This window comes from Microbulbifer variabilis (assembly GCF_052467165.1).
Genome location: NZ_CP174301.1, coordinates 445,966 through 462,342, shown reverse-complemented (window position 1 = coordinate 462,342; position 16,377 = coordinate 445,966). Strand labels below are relative to the sequence as shown.

Below are 16,377 nucleotides of genomic sequence, written 5' to 3'. Positions count from 1 at the left end.
CTCTACTCATTAAAAGTGCCAGTTCAAAAGTGTTGGTAGCCCTTTGACGGCGCTTGCCAGGGCTCACCATTGTGCCAGCAACGCACTTCGGCAGCGCCAGCACTTAGAGTCCCAATAGCAGTCACTCCTAGCTCCAGCTTTTCCACTGATTCCACCTTTTCCGGGGGCACAGTAAAACAAAGCTGGTAATCATCGCCACCACCAGCAGATAAAGAAAGGGCATTCGCACCAGCAAGTGACTGCGCTATGGGAGAAACAGGCAGGCGCTCCAGATAAATATCAGCGCTGACGTGGCTGGACTCACAAATATGGGCCAGGTCTGCTATCAAGCCATCGGAAATATCTAAAGCGCTGCTGGCGAAGTCAGAAATCGCTGCCGCAGTGGCGAATTGCGGCTCGGGAAAATAAAAGGCGTGCTCAGCCTGATGTTGCACCTCAGCTGGCACCCGCTGATCACCGAGAATTACCGGCAGGGCAGCAGCTGCCGCCCCCAGAGGGCCACTAACATAAATAGAATCTCCACAACCGGCACCATCACGGCGCAATGGCCGGGCAGTCTGTCCAATCACCTGGATAGTAATCGACAGAGGACCGGCTGTAGTGTCTCCTCCCACCAGGGAAACGCCAAACTGCGCAGCGGTTTGCAGTAAACCACTGGAAAATTTGCGCAACCAGTTAGCGTCACTTTCAGGTAAGGTAAGCGCCAGAGTAAACCAGAGTGGCCGGGCATTCATGGCAGCCAGGTCACTGAGGTTAACCCGCAGCGCTCGGGCAGCTATCGCCGCCGGGTCGGCCTCGGCGGGAAAATGTCGACCCGCCACCAAAGTATCCATAGACGTAGCCAATTGGCCCTGGCTGGGAACCTGTAGCAAAGCGCAATCATCACCAATTCCCAGAACCACACCCTGCCCTTGCGGAGCACTGGCAAAAAAGTCACGAATAATTTCAAACTCGCCCGGAGCAGCTCCCATTTTCTGCTTCAGGCTTTCTTGTCCGCCGCCACTTCTGGCGCACGCAGATCCGCAGCTGTTTTATCCAGGATGCCGTTAATGAATTTGAAGGCATCGGTAGGACCAAATTTTTTCGCCAAAGCTACAGCTTCGTTAATGACAACTTTGTAGGGCACATCAATACGATTTTTTAATTCGTAGGTGGACATACGCAGAAGGGCTCTGGAAACTGGGTCGAGCTCATCCACTTTACGGTCCAGGTGCGGAGTGAAAGCACTCTCAACTTCGTCCAGATTCTTGGCAACACCGTGGAAAATATCGCGGAAATATTCCACGTCGGTCTTGCTCATATCGTTGTCAGCATGAAACTCAGCTTCAATCGTATTAAGGCTGGCGCCGGCAATCTGCCACTGGTAGAGCGCCTGCATGGCGTAGTGACGCGCCTTGCGGCGAGCGGATGCAGTTACGGTCATTGTTTTTTCCGGTAGATACTTCACAGAATGGGGGTGCCGGCAAAATAGGCCGGCACTTCGGCAATTTAAATTTTGCCGAGCAGGGAAACCATTTCCAGAGCCGTCTCGGCAGCCTCACAACCCTTGTTACCAGCCTTGGTGCCGGATCGCTCAATCGCCTGTTCGATAGAGTCCACGGTAAGCACACCAAAAGTTACCGGGATACCGGTATTCAGTGATACCTGGGCCAGGCCCTTGGTGCACTCGCCAGCCACATATTCAAAATGTGGGGTGCCGCCACGAATCACCGCTCCCAGGGCAATAATGGCATCGAACTTCTTAGTCTCAGCCAGTTTTTGAGCGGCCAATGGGAATTCGAAAGCACCCGGCGCATAGTAGATAGTGATATCTTCATCCTTGATGCCCTTGCGACGCAGGGTATCCAGTGCACCATCTTTCAGGCTCTCAACGACAAAACTATTCCAGCGACTGACCAACAGCGCATACTTGCCAGTGCTGCCGACAAAATCCCCTTCGATCACTTGAATATTATTCATAATTTCCAGTCCATATTTCTTTCTATAACGCCGGTACTTGTCGACGTTACAGCTCTATTTACTCTTCGGCGTTCAGATACTCTTCCACTTCCAATTCAAATCCGGAAATGGCACTGAACTTAAACGGTGCACTCATCAGGCGCATCTTGCGTACCTTGAGGTCACGCAGTATCTGAGAACCTGTGCCCACCTGCTTGTAGACCAGGTCCTGGCTGGGGCGCTGCTGCTTGCCGCTGATCAGCCAGTCGATACTTTCCTCAATCTCTTCGGTGGTTTCGTTGTGGCAGATAAGCACCACAACCCCTTTACCTTCTTTCTCAATACGCTGCATTGCGCGGCGGAAAGTCCAGGGGACAAATTTTTCGTCGCCTCGGCGAATTGTGAGTACATCACGCAGTGTATTGCCCACATGCACCCGCACCAGAGTCGGCTCTTCCGGAGTGGGATCCCCTTTAATAAATGCGAAATGTCTCTCCCGTCGTGCTTTATCGAGATAGGTGCGCAATTTGAATTCACCGAATTCGGTACGCACTTTGCGCTCATTAACACACTCAACGGTCTTTTCATTCAAAGCGCGATAGGTAATCAGGTCGGCGATAGTACCGATCTTGAGATCGTGTTCCTTAGCAAACTTTTCCAGATCCGGGCGGCGCGACATAGTGCCGTCTTCATTCATGATCTCAACGATCACAGCGGCGGCCTCAAAACCCGCCAGACGCGCCAGATCGCAGCCTGCCTCGGTATGGCCCGCGCGGCTCAATACGCCACCAGGCTGGGCCATAATCGGGAAAATATGGCCGGGTTGTACGATATCACTGGGCTTGGCATTCCTGCCCACTGCGGCGCGTACGGTGCGCGCTCGATCTGCGGCAGAAATACCGGTAGTAACCCCCTCAGCAGCCTCAATAGATACGGTGAAGTTTGTACTGAACTGGGCACCGTTTTCCCGCGACATCAGCGGCAGGTCCAGTTGCTCACAGCGCTCCTTGGACATGGGCATACAAATCAGTCCGCGGGCATGGGTAGCCATAAAATTGATGTCTTCGGCGCGTACCTGCTCCGCCGCCATCACCAGGTCACCTTCATTCTCACGATCTTCATCATCCATCAGGATCACCATTTTGCCCTGGCGGATATCATCGATCAGTTCTTCAACCGTATTTAATTCCATTGTTAACTCTGGATAAATTTATCAATTGCTAATTGAGCGGCTATCCCTGCTATTCACTCCCACCCGCCCTCACTGGCGCGGCATGCCGGGATGAAACCGGCTAGCGCTTGTAAAACCCATGCTGGGCGAGAAACTCAAGAGTCATACCCTCATCGCTGGATTTGGCTGCTTTATCACCGAGTAACAAGCGCTCCAGATAGCGTGCAATAAGATCTACCTCGAGGTTGACCCGGGTACCTGCGCTGTAGCTTCCCATAATGGTTTCCTGCAGCGTATGCGGCACAATCGTCAGTTCAAACTCTGCACCATCCACCGCGTTGACTGTGAGGCTGGTGCCGTCAACAGTGATCGACCCTTTGTGCGCAATATAGCGGGCCAGATTTTCCGGCGCGCGCAAACGAAAGCGCTCGGCCCGGGCCTCGGATTTGCGCCACACAACCTCACCAATGCCATCCACATGGCCACTGACAATATGCCCACCAAGGCGGGTTTGCGGGGTGAGAGCTTTCTCCAGGTTAGCTCGATCGCCTTTTTTCCAGCTACTGACACTGGTGACGTCGAGTGTCTCTGCAGAGACATCCGCCCAGTAGCCATCGCCAGGCAGATCCACTACTGTCAGGCATACGCCATTGGTTGCGATACTGTCCCCAAGCCCGACATCGGTAAGATCCAGCTTGCCACTCCTGACGCGCACACGCAGATCTCCCCCTTGGGGCTGCAGCTCGGCGATTTCACCAACAGCTTCAATAATTCCGGTAAACATCAGCGCTCAATATCGGTAGTTGCAGTGATACGCCAGTCGTGACCGACGGCGCGCATATCAGTGATCGTGATCGGCAGCACCGAGCCCATACGCTCAATTGGCAGCTCGAATAGCGGCCGCGCCGTGCTGCCGAGCAGCTTGGGAGCCAAATAGACTATCAGCTCATCTACATGGCCGCGATACAGGAACTCACCGGAGAGGGTCGCACCACTCTCCACCAGGATCTCATTACATTGGCGTCGCGCCAGCTCCTCGAGCAGAGCGAGCAGGTCCACCCTCCCCTCTTTGTCCTGTGGCAGAATGATGACTTCAGCACCTGCCCGTTCCAGGCGCTCGCGACGCTCCGGGTCCGCACGCTCGGTGGTGCACACCAGTGTGGGGGCATCGCCCTGTAAAATAAAGGCTTTTGCCGGGGTGCGCAGCTGGCTATCAACAATCACCCGCAGTGGCTGTACCTCAGCTGCCTGTTCAGCAGCGAGCAGCTCAAGGGCCATTTCATCGGCGCGCACATTTAGGTTTGGGTTGTCGAATCGCACTGTTTCTACACCGGTCACAATTGCGCAACTGCGTGCCCGTAAACGCTGTACATCGGCACGCGCCGCAGGTCCGGACACCCACTTGGACTCACCACTGGCCATCGCCGTACGTCCATCCAGGCTCATCGCAGATTTACTGCGCACTAGGGGAAGACCCAAAGTCATCCGCTTGATAAAACCCGGATTGAGCGCGCGGCACTGATCCTCTAAAAGAGGCCCCTCCACTTCTATATTGGCATCGCGTAGTTTTTGTAGCCCCTTGCCACCCACCCTGGGGTTAGGATCCTGCATTCCGTATATCACACGAGAGACACCAGCTTCGATCAACGCCTCAGTACAAGGGCCAGTGCGACCAGTATGGCTACAGGGCTCCAAGGTCACATAGACCGTAGCACCCCGGGCTCGCTCTCCTGCATCGCGCAGGGCTTCAATTTCTGCATGGGGCTCACCAGCACGTTGATGCCAGCCCTCGCCGACAACAACACCCTTACTATCGGTGATCACACAACCCACACGGGGGTTGGGCATAGTGGTATACAGCCCACGCTCCGCCAGTTGAATAGCTCGGGCCATCAGGGATTGGGGTGTATTTACAGCCACTTGAATCATTTCCGTTGGGTTTCCTTACTGGTCAGGCGCTCAATCTCATCACTGAAGTCACTGACATCCTCAAAGCGCCGATAGACCGAAGCAAATCGCACATAGGCCACCTGGTCCAATTCCCGCAGCTGCTCCATAACCAGTTCACCAATAGCGCGCGCCGGCAGTTCGCGCTCACCAGTCGCCTGTAAAGCATGCTTGATTTGAGATACTGCAGATTCTACCCGCTCAGTGCTGACCGGGCGCTTTTCCACCGCACGCTGAATACCCGCACGCAGCTTATCCTCGTTAAACGGTTCGCGTTGACCGTTTTGTTTGATTACCCGCGGCAGAAGCAATTCCGCTGTTTCAAAAGTGGTAAAACGCTCGTGACACTCAAGGCATTCGCGCCGGCGGCGCACTTGGTCGCCCTCGGCCACCAAGCGGGAATCGACTACTTTGGTTTCTTCTGCGCTGCAGAACGGACAGTGCATGTGGGATCGTCCCCAGGGGAGTGGAAAATGGGCCGCAGTTTACCACAGCCGTTGCACTGTGTGTCTGCGCGACGCACCGCACCGGTGCAGTCGGCCAGACAGATTAAGAACGGGCATGTACTTCCATAAAAAAAGCGGCCAACAAGCCGCTTTTTTAACTGGAAGAGCTATCAGGCCTTCTTGTACACAGGAAATTGCGCACAGATTTCAAGAACCTTCTGCTTCACTTCGGTAATAGTGGACTCTGCATCACCCTTTTCCAAGGCATCGAGAATGTCACAAATCCAATGAGTCAGTTGCTGGGTTTCCTTCACACCGAAGCCACGGGTAGTAATCGCCGGGGTCCCAACACGCAGGCCGCTGGTGATAAATGGAGAGCGCGGGTCATTGGGGACTGCGTTCTTGTTCACCGTAATGTTTGCATTACCCAGGGCCTCATCAGCATCTTTACCAGTGTATTCTTTACCAATCAGGTCCACTAGCATCAAGTGGTCATCGGTACCACCGGAAACGATATTGATACCACGATCCAGGAAGGTCTCCGCCATTGCGCGAGCATTCTCTACCACCTTCTTCTGGTAAGCCTTGTATTCAGGGCTCATCGCTTCTTTAAAAGAAACCGCTTTGGCTGCAATAACGTGCATCAGCGGGCCACCCTGACCACCGGGGAATACGGCGGAGTTCAGCTTCTTCTCAATTTCTTCATTGGCGCGCGCCAGGATAATGCCTCCGCGTGGACCGCGTAGGGTTTTGTGAGTCGTAGAGGTTACTACATCCGCATGGGGAATCGGCGAAGGGTACTCTCCAGCAGCAACCAGGCCAGCAACGTGTGCCATATCGACAAACAGGTAAGCACCAACCTTATCCGCAATCTCACGAAAACGAGCCCAATCCATTACACGGCTGTATGCAGAGAAGCCGGCAACAATCATCTTAGGCTTGTGCTCGAGAGCCAAACGCTCCACTTCCTCATAATCTACTTCGCCAGTTTCCGGGTTCAACCCGTATTGGACCGCGTTGTAAATCTTGCCTGAGAAGTTGACTCGAGCACCATGAGTCAGGTGACCACCATGGGCCAGACTCATTCCTAAAACGGTGTCTCCTGGCGCGCATAACGCCTGGTAAACCGCAGAGTTAGCTTGAGAGCCGGAGTGAGGCTGCACATTGGCATAATCGGCACCGAAAAGCTCTTTGGCGCGCTCAATCGCCAAAGTTTCCACCTTATCCACATACTCACAGCCACCGTAGTAACGCTTACCCGGATAACCCTCTGCGTATTTATTGGTCAGGCTGCTGCCCTGGGCTTCCATGACTTGCGGGCTAGTGTAGTTCTCGGAGGCGATCAGCTCGATATGATCTTCCTGGCGAGAGTCTTCTTCCCGAATGGCTTCCCAGATTTCGGGATCGTAAGAAGCGAGTGTGACTGATGAATCAAACATGGTGTTCCCTCGGTAATGCGGGCTGAGTAGAGTTTTGTGTAGCTCGGTACCACTTTGCTCAGGTCTTACAGCTTGGCTTCTGGCGCCAATCGGGCCACATGGACTACTCAAAGAATCCTGAGCATTTTAGAAAGGCGCGCATTGTACACCAAGGGCAAAGGGATTGCGCAAAAACGAAAACGCGGCCATTTGGCCGCGTTTTCTTTTAGCCATATCGGCTTAGAACCTCACAATCAGGGAGCCAGACCAATAATCCACATCCGCCTCAATAAAAGTGTACTCAGTTTCAAAGATGACTTTCTCTGACAGCTTGAAACCAGCTCCGATACCAGCAGAGGCACCGCTGTCGGAATACTCACCAAAGTAGTCTACATCCAGTTCCTCATGGAGATAACCCAGACGCCCTTTCATGTAAATATCACCTTGCGTGCGATAAGTAGCATATAGCGCCTGCGTGGCGAGGGAGTAGTTCTCATCTCCCCAGTAATAGTCATACTCACCCTCAACCAGAGAGTCAGTAAGCTCAACTTCAATTCCCCAGCCTGAGTTCGAGGTGTAACCAGCGCGGATACCGGCATTAAGGGGACTATCTCCACTGGCATCAGTATTCATCACACCGAAAACACCACCGACATATGCACCTTCTGCCTGTGTAGTCGCTGAACAAACCAAAGCCGCAGCTACAGCCAAAACCTTAAAATTAAAACGCATCATCTTCCCCCTACCTCTGAAGATATAAAAACGGGCGGATTATAGGGGGGTATGCAATGTATGCAAGCACTTACTTAAACGCACTATAAAAAGCCAAGTGTGAAATAGAAAAATCACTAGAAGTACTTAAGACGCGGGCGCCAAATGTAAAATTAGGCCTCGCTACAATGTCACCTGTTGAAAAATTAAAAGCGATAACTAAAAGCCCCGGACAAAAATCCTACATCTTTTTCGAGGATGGTGTACTCCAGCTCAAAATTACTACTGGCACCAAGAAGAAATCCAATACCTGCCCCAGCAGTAATACCAAAATCGTCACTGTTATCACTGCCCACGGTGACATCCTCATATAGCAGCCCCAAACGCCCTTTGAAGTAGATATCACCAAGTGTTCGATAAGTTGCATAGCCAGCCAGACTATACATATCCACATCCACTTCTTCCCCAAGGACTTCTACCTCACCACTTATCAAGGAGCCAATATATTCAACTTCAACTCCCCAGCCCGATACCAGGGAGTAGCCAGTTCTCAATCCAACCCCCGTGGGATTATCAACCCTCTTGAAGTCAAAATTCATTGTCCCGACAGCAGCCCCCCAATAACCCCCTTCCGATAATGCCGCAGAAGACAATAGTGAAAGAATACCGGCGACTATAAATTTTGTAATTTTTTCCATGGATATTCCCAAATTTGCCAAACGCTTAACTAATTAATAGTGAAATAACCACTCTTATCCTGTCCACCATCCAAATATCTATAACTATATGTCACTTAGATCAATACAAGCGGCATGAAATAAATAGTCATACTCATGAAAAACATAAAATATCTATTCAAATTCTTATGAAGAGCAATCAGTCAAAGATTAGCGCAAAAGAAAAGAGCGGATTTGAATTGAAAGTAGGCGTGGATTAGTAAACGGTCAAATTAATATCCATCAATATTATTCAAAATAATACCAATGACTGACTAACCAGTAGATTTAACCGACAAAAACAATGTTCCAAATTAATATTGCTTTCAATCATTACACATAAGGAGCGGGGGAAGCAGTAAAAGAATAGGTATATTGCATTATATTCCTCTCTTCATCCTACAAACTTTTCCTCACTTGATCCAAATCAACTCTCGCTTGCTCATCCCAGCAACAATATAGCCAGAAACTGATCGCGGAGGTCTGGGATGAATACCATCTATCGGCAACTGTGCTGTGACCACAAACATATGCAGCAAATGCTCAACGCTTTTGAGCAGTTATTGCTGGATCTATTTGGACGCAGCGACCGCGACCCCAACACATTGACGTTAATACTTGATGCGCTGGATTATTTTTCGGTCTACCCAGATAAATACCACCATCCAGTTGAGGACTTGATACTTGCCCGTCTCCTGACCAAACCAATACATGGGCGGGATGCCATCTATGAGGCACAAATGCAACACGAGCAAATTGCAGCTGCAACCAAACATATGTGCGCACTATTTTATGCTGTTGCGAATGATGCGATGGTAGAGCGAAGAGTATTACAGGGCGCCAGTAACAACTATTTACAACTTCAGCGCAGCCATATCAGCCTGGAGAATTCAGCGATTTTTCCCCAGATAGAACAATACCTAGACGCTGAAGATTGGAAGCAGATAAACAAACAAGTCGCGGAAATCAAAGACCCGCTTTTTGATGAGAATGCAAAAAAAATCTACGAATCTTTGCGTAACTACCTGGTACAACCAGAAACCGCAGAGAAAGCCCTCGCTTGAGGTGTAAAAAAATTACTACTAATGAATCAAAGGAGGAAGCATGAAAACTAAACGCCACGGCATTTCAATTGGCATGGAGCGTATTGATAATGATTTCTTTCTCTATATCAAGGCAATTGGCCAGTTGACCCATGAAGATTATGAGCATATTACGCCATTACTTGAGTACGCCCTCGAAGGCGTAAAAAGCCCACAAGTACAAATGCTAATTGACCTCAGGGATTTCGAGGGGTGGGGATTACATGCAATTTGGGACGAATTCCAACTGGCATTAAAACACGGCAATGAATTCTCCCGGATCGCCGTACTTGGGGATGAAGAGTGGCAGGAAATCGCCACCAAAGTAGGAGGATGGTTTATGAGTGGTGAAGTGCGCTACTTCGAGGAGCAGCACAAGGCCATGGATTGGCTGTCACAGGCAACAGAAGAAAAAGTTGAAAAAAGTGAGGCCAGGGAAGATTTAGCTTTCTCCACACACTCCTGATAAGTAGTGGATTAAGGGGGCGTTTTCGCCCCCCTTTTTTTGTCACTAATTTTAACTATCCACCTCGTGCATGAAAAAGTGACCCAACCCTCTAGGAATAACTACTCTACATTTTCATTATCAAAGCCACAATGAGTTCCGGCTACTTCACTAAGCCCAAGTAAATCCACAATTTTTACAACTCTGCCATCCGCCTTAATCAGCCCTTCTTTCTGGAAGCGAGAAAAAATCCGGCTGACTGTTTCAGCGGTAAGACCGAGGTAATTGGCAATATCTGTCCGCGGCATGGAGAGGATGAATTCGCTGTGAGAATATCCACGACTGGCATAACGACTGGATATGTTGATCAGTAAAGCAGCTAGACGCGTATCCGCCGAGCGTTTACCCAACAGCATCAAAATATCATTTTCCTGACGTAACTCCTCGGAAAAAATACTGTAGATTTGTTGCTGTAATGCCGGAACTTGTTGCGCGAGTACTTCCAATTGCGCAAACGGTAAAAGACAAACACTACTATCCTCCAAAGCTTCAGCATAACTGGAGTGAAGACGCTTACTGTAGGCATCAAGACCAAGCAACTCTCCAGGAAGAGCAAAATGGGTGACTTGGGTATCCCCATCTGAGGCTATTACGACACTTTTAAAACTACCGGAACGGATTGCGTAAAGATTTTTAAATGGATCGCCTGACCGGAACAAAGCCTCACCAGCTTTGACGATTTTTTTCCTGCGGGTGACTTTTTCCAGTCGATCAATATCCGTCTGAGACAAGCCAGCAGGAAGGCATAGACGCCTGACTGAGCAGTTACTGCAACTTACCGCCACTGATGAATCTATCATGCCTAAGCGACCGGTTAACAATTTGCGGCAATTGTACCCACTCCTCCAACAAGCGTCTTTAGCTGAATTTCAAAAAACAAAAAGTGAAAAAAATTTCCTATCGGACATTCAGTCAAGCGTTCAATTTCCTTAAAAATAGCGTGTAAAAATTTAAGAATTATTTTTTACACAAAAGAATCACGGCTGACCACTAATATCTTTTCTGTATGTTTAGCCTTTCTGTCGTTTAATAAAAAACCCGCTACTAGAACTACCACTTTCAGTGAACTGATGACCAGCCAGACAGCATGGCATGCTATTCACAACCATCCCTTGCTGTTTTTCCCTGTTGGATCTATTTCGGTTTTGAGCTTACAAAACTCTTCTGCCCATGCAGAGGTGCGAATACGCACCGGTGCCTTCTTACTCTCTATGATCTCCAAAACCACCTGTGCAACTTGGTCAGCGCTCTGGTAACGCCTTGCAGTTTGTTCTGGAGTCCGCTTGTGGATACGGGAGAAGTACGGCTCGAATTCCCCCCCATAGCCCCCTTCCGGCATTCCTTCATCCAGCTCCAACTGCGAGAGGATACTATTGGCAAATTCAGAGTGGATACCACCTGGCACTACAGCACTTATAAGATAGAACCGCCTTGGTACTGGGTACTACCCAAGGTAATTCACATCCGTTATCCGTTGGGGTCTCCTCGTCACTGGCCATTTCAGTCGTTTTGACAGACCCAGCGCCAGTATTAGTGACCAGGTTATCAATCCGGCCCTGCTCCCTGACAACAGTCTCAACACAGCGCTGCACGCCCTCGATGCTCAGAACATCCAGTGCCAAGACCCTGAGACTCCCTCTATTTCCAGTCCTCTCTTTCAGGAAGCCTGCCTTGGTGAGGTTACTCATGGTTGTATAAACGATATATTCCTGCGCGGACAGTTGCAGAGCCAGATTGAAACCCAAGCCGGTAGATGTCCCACTATTCAAAGTAACCTTTCCCATTTATCGATTCCTAGAATTTAATACAAATGTAAACCAACCAGTGTATTTTATGGTATACCAAAAAAGTAAACCGATTCGTTTACCTTGTAAATAAACAGAGACCACTGCTCCACTTTTCAGCTACCAGTGAGAAGCTGATACCATTAGCCGCAATTGAAACGGCATGCCTTATGGTCCATGTCCCAAATCCCTGCCCAGGTAAAGTTATTTCTATGAGCATCGCTGATCCAGATTTTATTAAAGCCCTGCCCAAGGCAGAGCTTCACCTGCACATTGAAGGCTCCCTGGAGCCAGAACTCATGTTTGAATTGAGCAAACGGAACAATATTGAAATCCCATTCAATAGTGTTGAGGAAATCAGGGCTGCCTATAAATTCCATAACCTGCAGTCCTTTCTGGATATTTATTACCAGGGTGCCTCAGTCCTGATTCATGAGCGTGACTTTTATGACCTGACAATGGCTTACCTCGAGCGCTGTCAGGAGGATAATGTTGTACACACAGAGATTTTTTTTGATCCACAAACCCACACAGAAAGGGGGATCGATATCGGCGTGGTCATTCGTGGAATCCACAGTGCCCTCAAGGATGCGGAAAATGAATGGGGTATAAGCAGTCATCTGATTCTCTGCTTTCTTCGCCACCTGAGTGAGGAGGAAGCTATCACAACCCTGGAAGCAGCCAAACCTTACCTCGATTTCATTAAGGGGGTTGGCTTGGACTCCTCAGAACTTGGCCACCCACCAGTTAAATTCCAGAATGTTTTTGCTATGGCCAAAGAACTGGGCCTGGAGCGTGTCGCCCATGCAGGGGAGGAAGGGCCGGCAGAATATATTAAAGAGGCTCTCGATATACTCGATGTTAGCCGTATAGACCATGGGGTTCGCTGTGTGGAGGATAAGGCTTTGATTGATCGCCTTAAAGAAGAAAAAATTCCACTAACTGTATGTCCCTTGTCCAACACTGCACTTTGCGTCTACGATGATATGAGCGAGCATCCGATCCTCAATCTGCTTGATCAAGGGCTCTGCGTTACTGTAAATGCCGATGATCCGGCCTACTTCGGCGGCTATGTCAACCGAAACTACCTGGCTCTAAGCGAAAGTCTGGGGATGACCAGGGAGCAGGCAAAACAACTGGCTCTAAATAGCTTTAAAGCCAGTTATATTTCCGAAACACAAAAACAGAAATGGGCGAAAGCTATTGCTTCAATTGAGACAGTTGCAGAGCTTTAATTAATTTTCTGTTCCAATTAAGGGATTCTTGAGGGGCAACCGAATATTCAGTTGCCCCTCATATTAATCCTCATCGTAACCGCAATGGGTCCCAGCCAATTCACTGAGCCCAACCAAATCTAATATCTCCACCGCCCTACCACTCACTTTAATTAAATTCTCACGCTGAAAACGTGAAAAAAGTCGGCTAACTGTTTCTGCAGTCAATCCCAGGTAATTCGCTATATCAGTTCTTGGCATAGACAAAACGAATTCACTGTGGGAATAACCGCGACGGGAATAGCGACTGGAAATATTAATCAGTAGAGCCGCCAGGCGAGTATCGGCTGAGCGCTTGCCGAGTAACATCAGAATATCGTTTTCCTGACGTAGCTCCTCGGAAAAAATACTGTAGATTTGCTGCTGCAGGGCTGTCACCTGATGGGCCAATAACTCCAACTGGGTGAACGGCAACAGGCAGACACTACTGTCCTCAAGTGCCTCAGCGTAGCTCGGATGAACCCGACTGCTATAGGCATCAAGTCCCAGCAATTCCCCTGGTAAAGCAAAGTGAGTCACCTGCGTATCACCATCAGCAGCAATCACAGCCGTTTTAAAACTACCGGAGCGAATCGCATAAAGGTTGGCAAAAGGGTCGCCAGAGCGATAGAGGGTCTCCCCTGCTTTTACTATTTTCTTTCGGCGAGTGACCTGCTCCAGTCGATCAATATCCGCTTGAGATAATCCCGCGGGCAGGCATAAACGTTTAACGGAGCAGTTACCGCAACTAACCGCTACTGAAGAGTCAATCATACTAAACCAGCCGGTAAACTAATTTGCGGCAATTGTACCCGCTGTAAAAGCGATCGTCTCCTGTAGTTACTTAAAGAACCCGGGAATATTGCGCATCGGTATGCTGATTATGTAAATAAATATCGAAAGCTGAAGCCACATTGCGTACAAACCACCGCCCTTGATCAGTAACAGTAATATTGTTTTTATCCTGGTAAATTAGACCATCCTCAAACATAGGCTGCAGGCGTTGGAGCTCTTCATAAAAATAATCATCAAAAGGAATCCCCACCCGACGCCCGGCTTCGTTTTTGTCCAGGCGCAGACGGCACATTAACTCTGTTATAGCCCACTGGCGCAAACGGTCTTCTTCACTCAAAAACCATCCTCTGCAAGACGCATTACCCCGCTCTCCTATAGCCTGGGCATACTCTTTCAAGCGATGCAGGTTTTGCCAGAAACCATCTCGGCTATAGCTAATCGCCGAGGCCCCAAGCCCCACCAAGGCGTCGGCAGGCATCAAGGTATAGCCCTGGAAGTTTCTTTGCAGCATCCCGCTATGGGAAGCCTTTGCCAGCTCATCTCCCGGGCGAGCAAAATGGTCCATACCCAAGAATTCATATCCAGCGCGTCCCAGGTGCTCTACTGCGGCCAATTGCATAGCCACTTTTTCTGCGGCTGATGGAATAAGGTCAGTATCGATCAGGCGCTGCGCTTTAAAACGATGGGGCAGGTGTGCATAGTGATAAAGTGCAATTCTGTCAGGCTGCAAATCCAATACTTTATCCAGGGTACTGTGCAGGCTGTAAAGATTTTGTTTTGGCAGGCCGTAAATCAAATCATAGGAGATAGACTCAAAACCCCGTTCGCGCGCCGCAACTGTCAGTTCAGTAACCTGGTCAGCGCTGCATATACGGTTAATTGATCTCTGTACTTCGATATCAAAGTCCTGGACTCCCAGGCTCAAGCGGTTAAATCCGAGTTCCCGCAGGGTATCCAGCGTCTCCAGTTCCAGGGTACGTGGATCGGCCTCAATACTGTATTCCACCCCATCGCCAGGATGGAGGTTAAACACCTCACCCAGCCCTTCCATCAAACGCCGCATATCTCCATCACTGAGGAAGGTGGGAGTCCCGCCCCCCAGGTGCAACTGGGTTACCGGTACCTGCGCTACCTTGTCTCGATACCAGCGAGCTTCTCGTAGCAGGTTGTCAAGGTAGCTGGAGGCGAGGCCATATTGAGAGGTAATAACTTTATTGCAAGCGCAGAAATAGCAGAGTGAACGGCAAAAGGGGATATGAACATAAAGAGAGAGGCTGCGAATATCCTGCAAAGCTTCCCAAGGCCTAATATTGCCATCCAGTGGTTTGAACCGGTCTGCTGTAGGATAGGATGTATAACGGGGGCAGGGCCCGCTATAGCGGGACAGCAACTCTTCTGACAAGCCACCCATGTTACTTTTGGTTTCCTGCATCATATTCCTACAACCTCAATCAATCGTTTGCGACAGCCCCCCCGCACAAACTAAAAGGCAGCCACCGAGTTCCTTTTAAGAAAACCGCAGCGACTGCCCCATCCCAAACTAGAGTGTCGCTACCTTAGAAGCGGTAGCCCAGACCCGCCATATAAACCAGCGGATCGATATCCACTTTAGCGGTGATATTACCCACACCCGGTACCTTGACGGTGGCATCGGTATCGATATCCATCCAGAACACGGAAACATTGAACAACCAACGCTGGTCAGCGCCAAAAGCGAAGTCAACGCCAGCTTCTGCAGCCAGGCCGAAAGAGTTATCCAGGGAGAGCTTGGCGTCCCCAGTGGCATTAAGCAGCTCTTCAAACTTCGCATCTGCAGTGCTACTAATTTCCTCATCGAAGAAAGCGGTGTAGTTCACACCGAGACCAACGTAGGGCTGGATTGTGGACTGAGTATCCATCGGGTACCACTGCACTAACAGAGTCGGCGGCAAGTGCTTGGTTTCACCCAGCTCAAAAGTGTCTCCGAGGCCTTCAGCTTGAATTTCATGAGTGAAAGGAGTTGCGGCTACCAGCTCCACACCCCAATGATCGCGGAACATATACACACCGGTCAGGCCCAATGCAGAGCCATTATCCACATCAACACCAGTATTCGGGACAGCATCCCCATTGGCAAAAAGTGTGCTGGAACTGGTGTCGGGCGCTACAGTGGCCATACCACCACGCAAAATAAAGCTACCCTCTTCGTAGGCCAGTACTGGGGCAGAGAGTACGGCGGTCAAGGCGGCTGCTGCATAAGCAGTTTTACGATTCATCAACTTCTCCATATAGCGATTTGGCATTTTTCCCGACTCAGGAAGGGCCCCCTCCAGGCACAATCACAAGTCGCAGGAAGGTTAACCCCTGGCTACAAAAACGGGCTTGATCCAAATCAAGCTGTCGAATTTAGTAGATTTAAAACCAGCAGTTCACCAGCTGCAGTCATGTAACCGGGCTTGAAATCAGGGCAAGTCCCAAGGCGGGCGGAGGAAGATAGCGAGAGCGGCGCGGCTAAGGAATGGTGACAACTGAGCTATTTGATACCTCTTCTCTATTTTGCGAACCAGTACCAATTTTTAGCGTTAGGTGACAGGCATACCTCACCGGTGCGCCTGTCATTTTGATACAGTTC

The 16,377-nt window shown here is 49.9% G+C and carries 19 protein-coding genes; 3 read left to right on the top strand and 16 right to left on the bottom strand.

Annotated features, from left to right (window positions below; translation table 11 throughout):
* Positions 1–23: 23 nt before the first annotated feature.
* From thiL to ACJJIP_RS01990, 10 genes are all read right to left on the bottom strand, one after another.
* Positions 24–971 (bottom strand): thiamine-phosphate kinase, encoded by a 948-nt coding sequence (gene thiL, locus ACJJIP_RS02035; RefSeq protein WP_020414512.1) that lies wholly within the window; start codon positions 969–971, stop codon positions 24–26.
* Positions 972–979: 8 nt separating this feature from the next.
* Positions 980–1,423, bottom strand: coding sequence for a transcription antitermination factor NusB (nusB, locus tag ACJJIP_RS02030; RefSeq protein WP_282952413.1), 444 nt, complete (start codon positions 1,421–1,423; stop codon positions 980–982).
* A 65-nt stretch (positions 1,424–1,488) separates the two neighbouring features.
* Positions 1,489–1,959 (bottom strand): 6,7-dimethyl-8-ribityllumazine synthase, encoded by a 471-nt coding sequence (gene ribH / locus ACJJIP_RS02025; protein ID WP_020414510.1) that lies wholly within the window; start codon positions 1,957–1,959, stop codon positions 1,489–1,491.
* Between the two features lie 58 nt (positions 1,960–2,017).
* Positions 2,018–3,130 carry a bifunctional 3,4-dihydroxy-2-butanone-4-phosphate synthase/GTP cyclohydrolase II gene (ribBA, locus tag ACJJIP_RS02020; protein WP_020414509.1) on the bottom strand — a complete coding sequence of 371 codons (1,113 nt, stop codon included), beginning with the start codon at positions 3,128–3,130 and terminating at the stop codon, positions 2,018–2,020.
* A gap of 100 nt (positions 3,131–3,230) precedes the next feature.
* Positions 3,231–3,893, bottom strand: coding sequence for a riboflavin synthase (locus ACJJIP_RS02015; protein WP_020414508.1), 663 nt, complete (start codon positions 3,891–3,893; stop codon positions 3,231–3,233).
* Positions 3,893–5,038 carry a bifunctional diaminohydroxyphosphoribosylaminopyrimidine deaminase/5-amino-6-(5-phosphoribosylamino)uracil reductase RibD gene (gene ribD / locus ACJJIP_RS02010; RefSeq protein ID WP_020414507.1) on the bottom strand — a complete coding sequence of 382 codons (1,146 nt, stop codon included), beginning with the start codon at positions 5,036–5,038 and terminating at the stop codon, positions 3,893–3,895. Before ribD ends, ACJJIP_RS02015 begins: the two co-directional genes overlap by 1 nt.
* Positions 5,035–5,502: a transcriptional regulator NrdR gene (gene nrdR, locus ACJJIP_RS02005; protein ID WP_444946126.1), complete on the bottom strand. Its 468-nt coding sequence runs from the start codon at positions 5,500–5,502 to the stop codon at positions 5,035–5,037. The genes ribD and nrdR overlap by 4 nt, the downstream gene beginning before the upstream one ends.
* Positions 5,503–5,672: 170 nt before the next feature.
* Positions 5,673–6,941 (bottom strand): serine hydroxymethyltransferase, encoded by a 1,269-nt coding sequence (gene glyA, locus ACJJIP_RS02000; protein WP_020414505.1) that lies wholly within the window; start codon positions 6,939–6,941, stop codon positions 5,673–5,675.
* A gap of 219 nt (positions 6,942–7,160) precedes the next feature.
* Positions 7,161–7,655 (bottom strand): outer membrane beta-barrel protein, encoded by a 495-nt coding sequence (locus ACJJIP_RS01995; RefSeq protein WP_083922772.1) that lies wholly within the window; start codon positions 7,653–7,655, stop codon positions 7,161–7,163.
* Between the two features lie 182 nt (positions 7,656–7,837).
* Positions 7,838–8,329 (bottom strand): outer membrane beta-barrel protein, encoded by a 492-nt coding sequence (locus ACJJIP_RS01990; protein ID WP_444946125.1) that lies wholly within the window; start codon positions 8,327–8,329, stop codon positions 7,838–7,840.
* Positions 8,330–8,835: 506 nt separating this feature from the next.
* Here ACJJIP_RS01990 and ACJJIP_RS01985 point away from each other — a divergent pair.
* Positions 8,836–9,411 carry a hemerythrin domain-containing protein gene (locus ACJJIP_RS01985; protein ID WP_020414502.1) on the top strand — a complete coding sequence of 192 codons (576 nt, stop codon included), beginning with the start codon at positions 8,836–8,838 and terminating at the stop codon, positions 9,409–9,411.
* A gap of 40 nt (positions 9,412–9,451) precedes the next feature.
* On the top strand, positions 9,452–9,895 hold the full coding sequence (locus ACJJIP_RS01980; RefSeq protein WP_282952412.1) for a SpoIIAA family protein: 444 nt from the start codon (positions 9,452–9,454) through the stop codon (positions 9,893–9,895).
* Positions 9,896–9,996: 101 nt separating this feature from the next.
* Here ACJJIP_RS01980 and fnr (ACJJIP_RS01975) read toward each other — a convergent pair whose 3' ends face one another.
* From fnr (ACJJIP_RS01975) to ACJJIP_RS01965, 3 genes are all read right to left on the bottom strand, one after another.
* Positions 9,997–10,734, bottom strand: a complete 738-nt coding sequence (gene fnr, locus ACJJIP_RS01975) for a fumarate/nitrate reduction transcriptional regulator Fnr (protein WP_282952411.1) — start codon at positions 10,732–10,734, stop codon at positions 9,997–9,999.
* A gap of 299 nt (positions 10,735–11,033) precedes the next feature.
* On the bottom strand, positions 11,034–11,339 hold the full coding sequence (locus ACJJIP_RS01970) for a Rossmann-fold NAD(P)-binding domain-containing protein (RefSeq protein ID WP_444900949.1): 306 nt from the start codon (positions 11,337–11,339) through the stop codon (positions 11,034–11,036).
* Positions 11,317–11,718 carry an SDR family NAD(P)-dependent oxidoreductase gene (locus ACJJIP_RS01965; protein WP_444946124.1) on the bottom strand — a complete coding sequence of 134 codons (402 nt, stop codon included), beginning with the start codon at positions 11,716–11,718 and terminating at the stop codon, positions 11,317–11,319. Before ACJJIP_RS01965 ends, ACJJIP_RS01970 begins: the two co-directional genes overlap by 23 nt.
* Positions 11,719–11,930: 212 nt before the next feature.
* Between ACJJIP_RS01965 and ACJJIP_RS01960 the strand changes: the two genes are divergently transcribed.
* On the top strand, positions 11,931–12,953 hold the full coding sequence (locus tag ACJJIP_RS01960) for an adenosine deaminase (RefSeq protein ID WP_020414499.1): 1,023 nt from the start codon (positions 11,931–11,933) through the stop codon (positions 12,951–12,953).
* Positions 12,954–13,016: 63 nt separating this feature from the next.
* Here ACJJIP_RS01960 and fnr (ACJJIP_RS01955) read toward each other — a convergent pair whose 3' ends face one another.
* The 3 genes from fnr (ACJJIP_RS01955) to ACJJIP_RS01945 all read right to left on the bottom strand — a co-directional run bounded on the left by fnr (ACJJIP_RS01955) (position 13,017) and on the right by ACJJIP_RS01945 (position 16,021).
* Positions 13,017–13,745 (bottom strand): fumarate/nitrate reduction transcriptional regulator Fnr, encoded by a 729-nt coding sequence (gene fnr, locus ACJJIP_RS01955; RefSeq protein WP_020414498.1) that lies wholly within the window; start codon positions 13,743–13,745, stop codon positions 13,017–13,019.
* A gap of 70 nt (positions 13,746–13,815) precedes the next feature.
* Positions 13,816–15,201, bottom strand: a complete 1,386-nt coding sequence (gene hemN / locus ACJJIP_RS01950) for an oxygen-independent coproporphyrinogen III oxidase (protein WP_157533605.1) — start codon at positions 15,199–15,201, stop codon at positions 13,816–13,818.
* Between the two features lie 121 nt (positions 15,202–15,322).
* The gene (locus tag ACJJIP_RS01945) at positions 15,323–16,021 is read right to left on the bottom strand and encodes an OmpW/AlkL family protein (RefSeq protein ID WP_040629129.1); all 699 of its coding nucleotides are present in this window, start codon (positions 16,019–16,021) and stop codon (positions 15,323–15,325) included.
* Between the last annotated feature and the right edge of the window lie 356 nt (positions 16,022–16,377).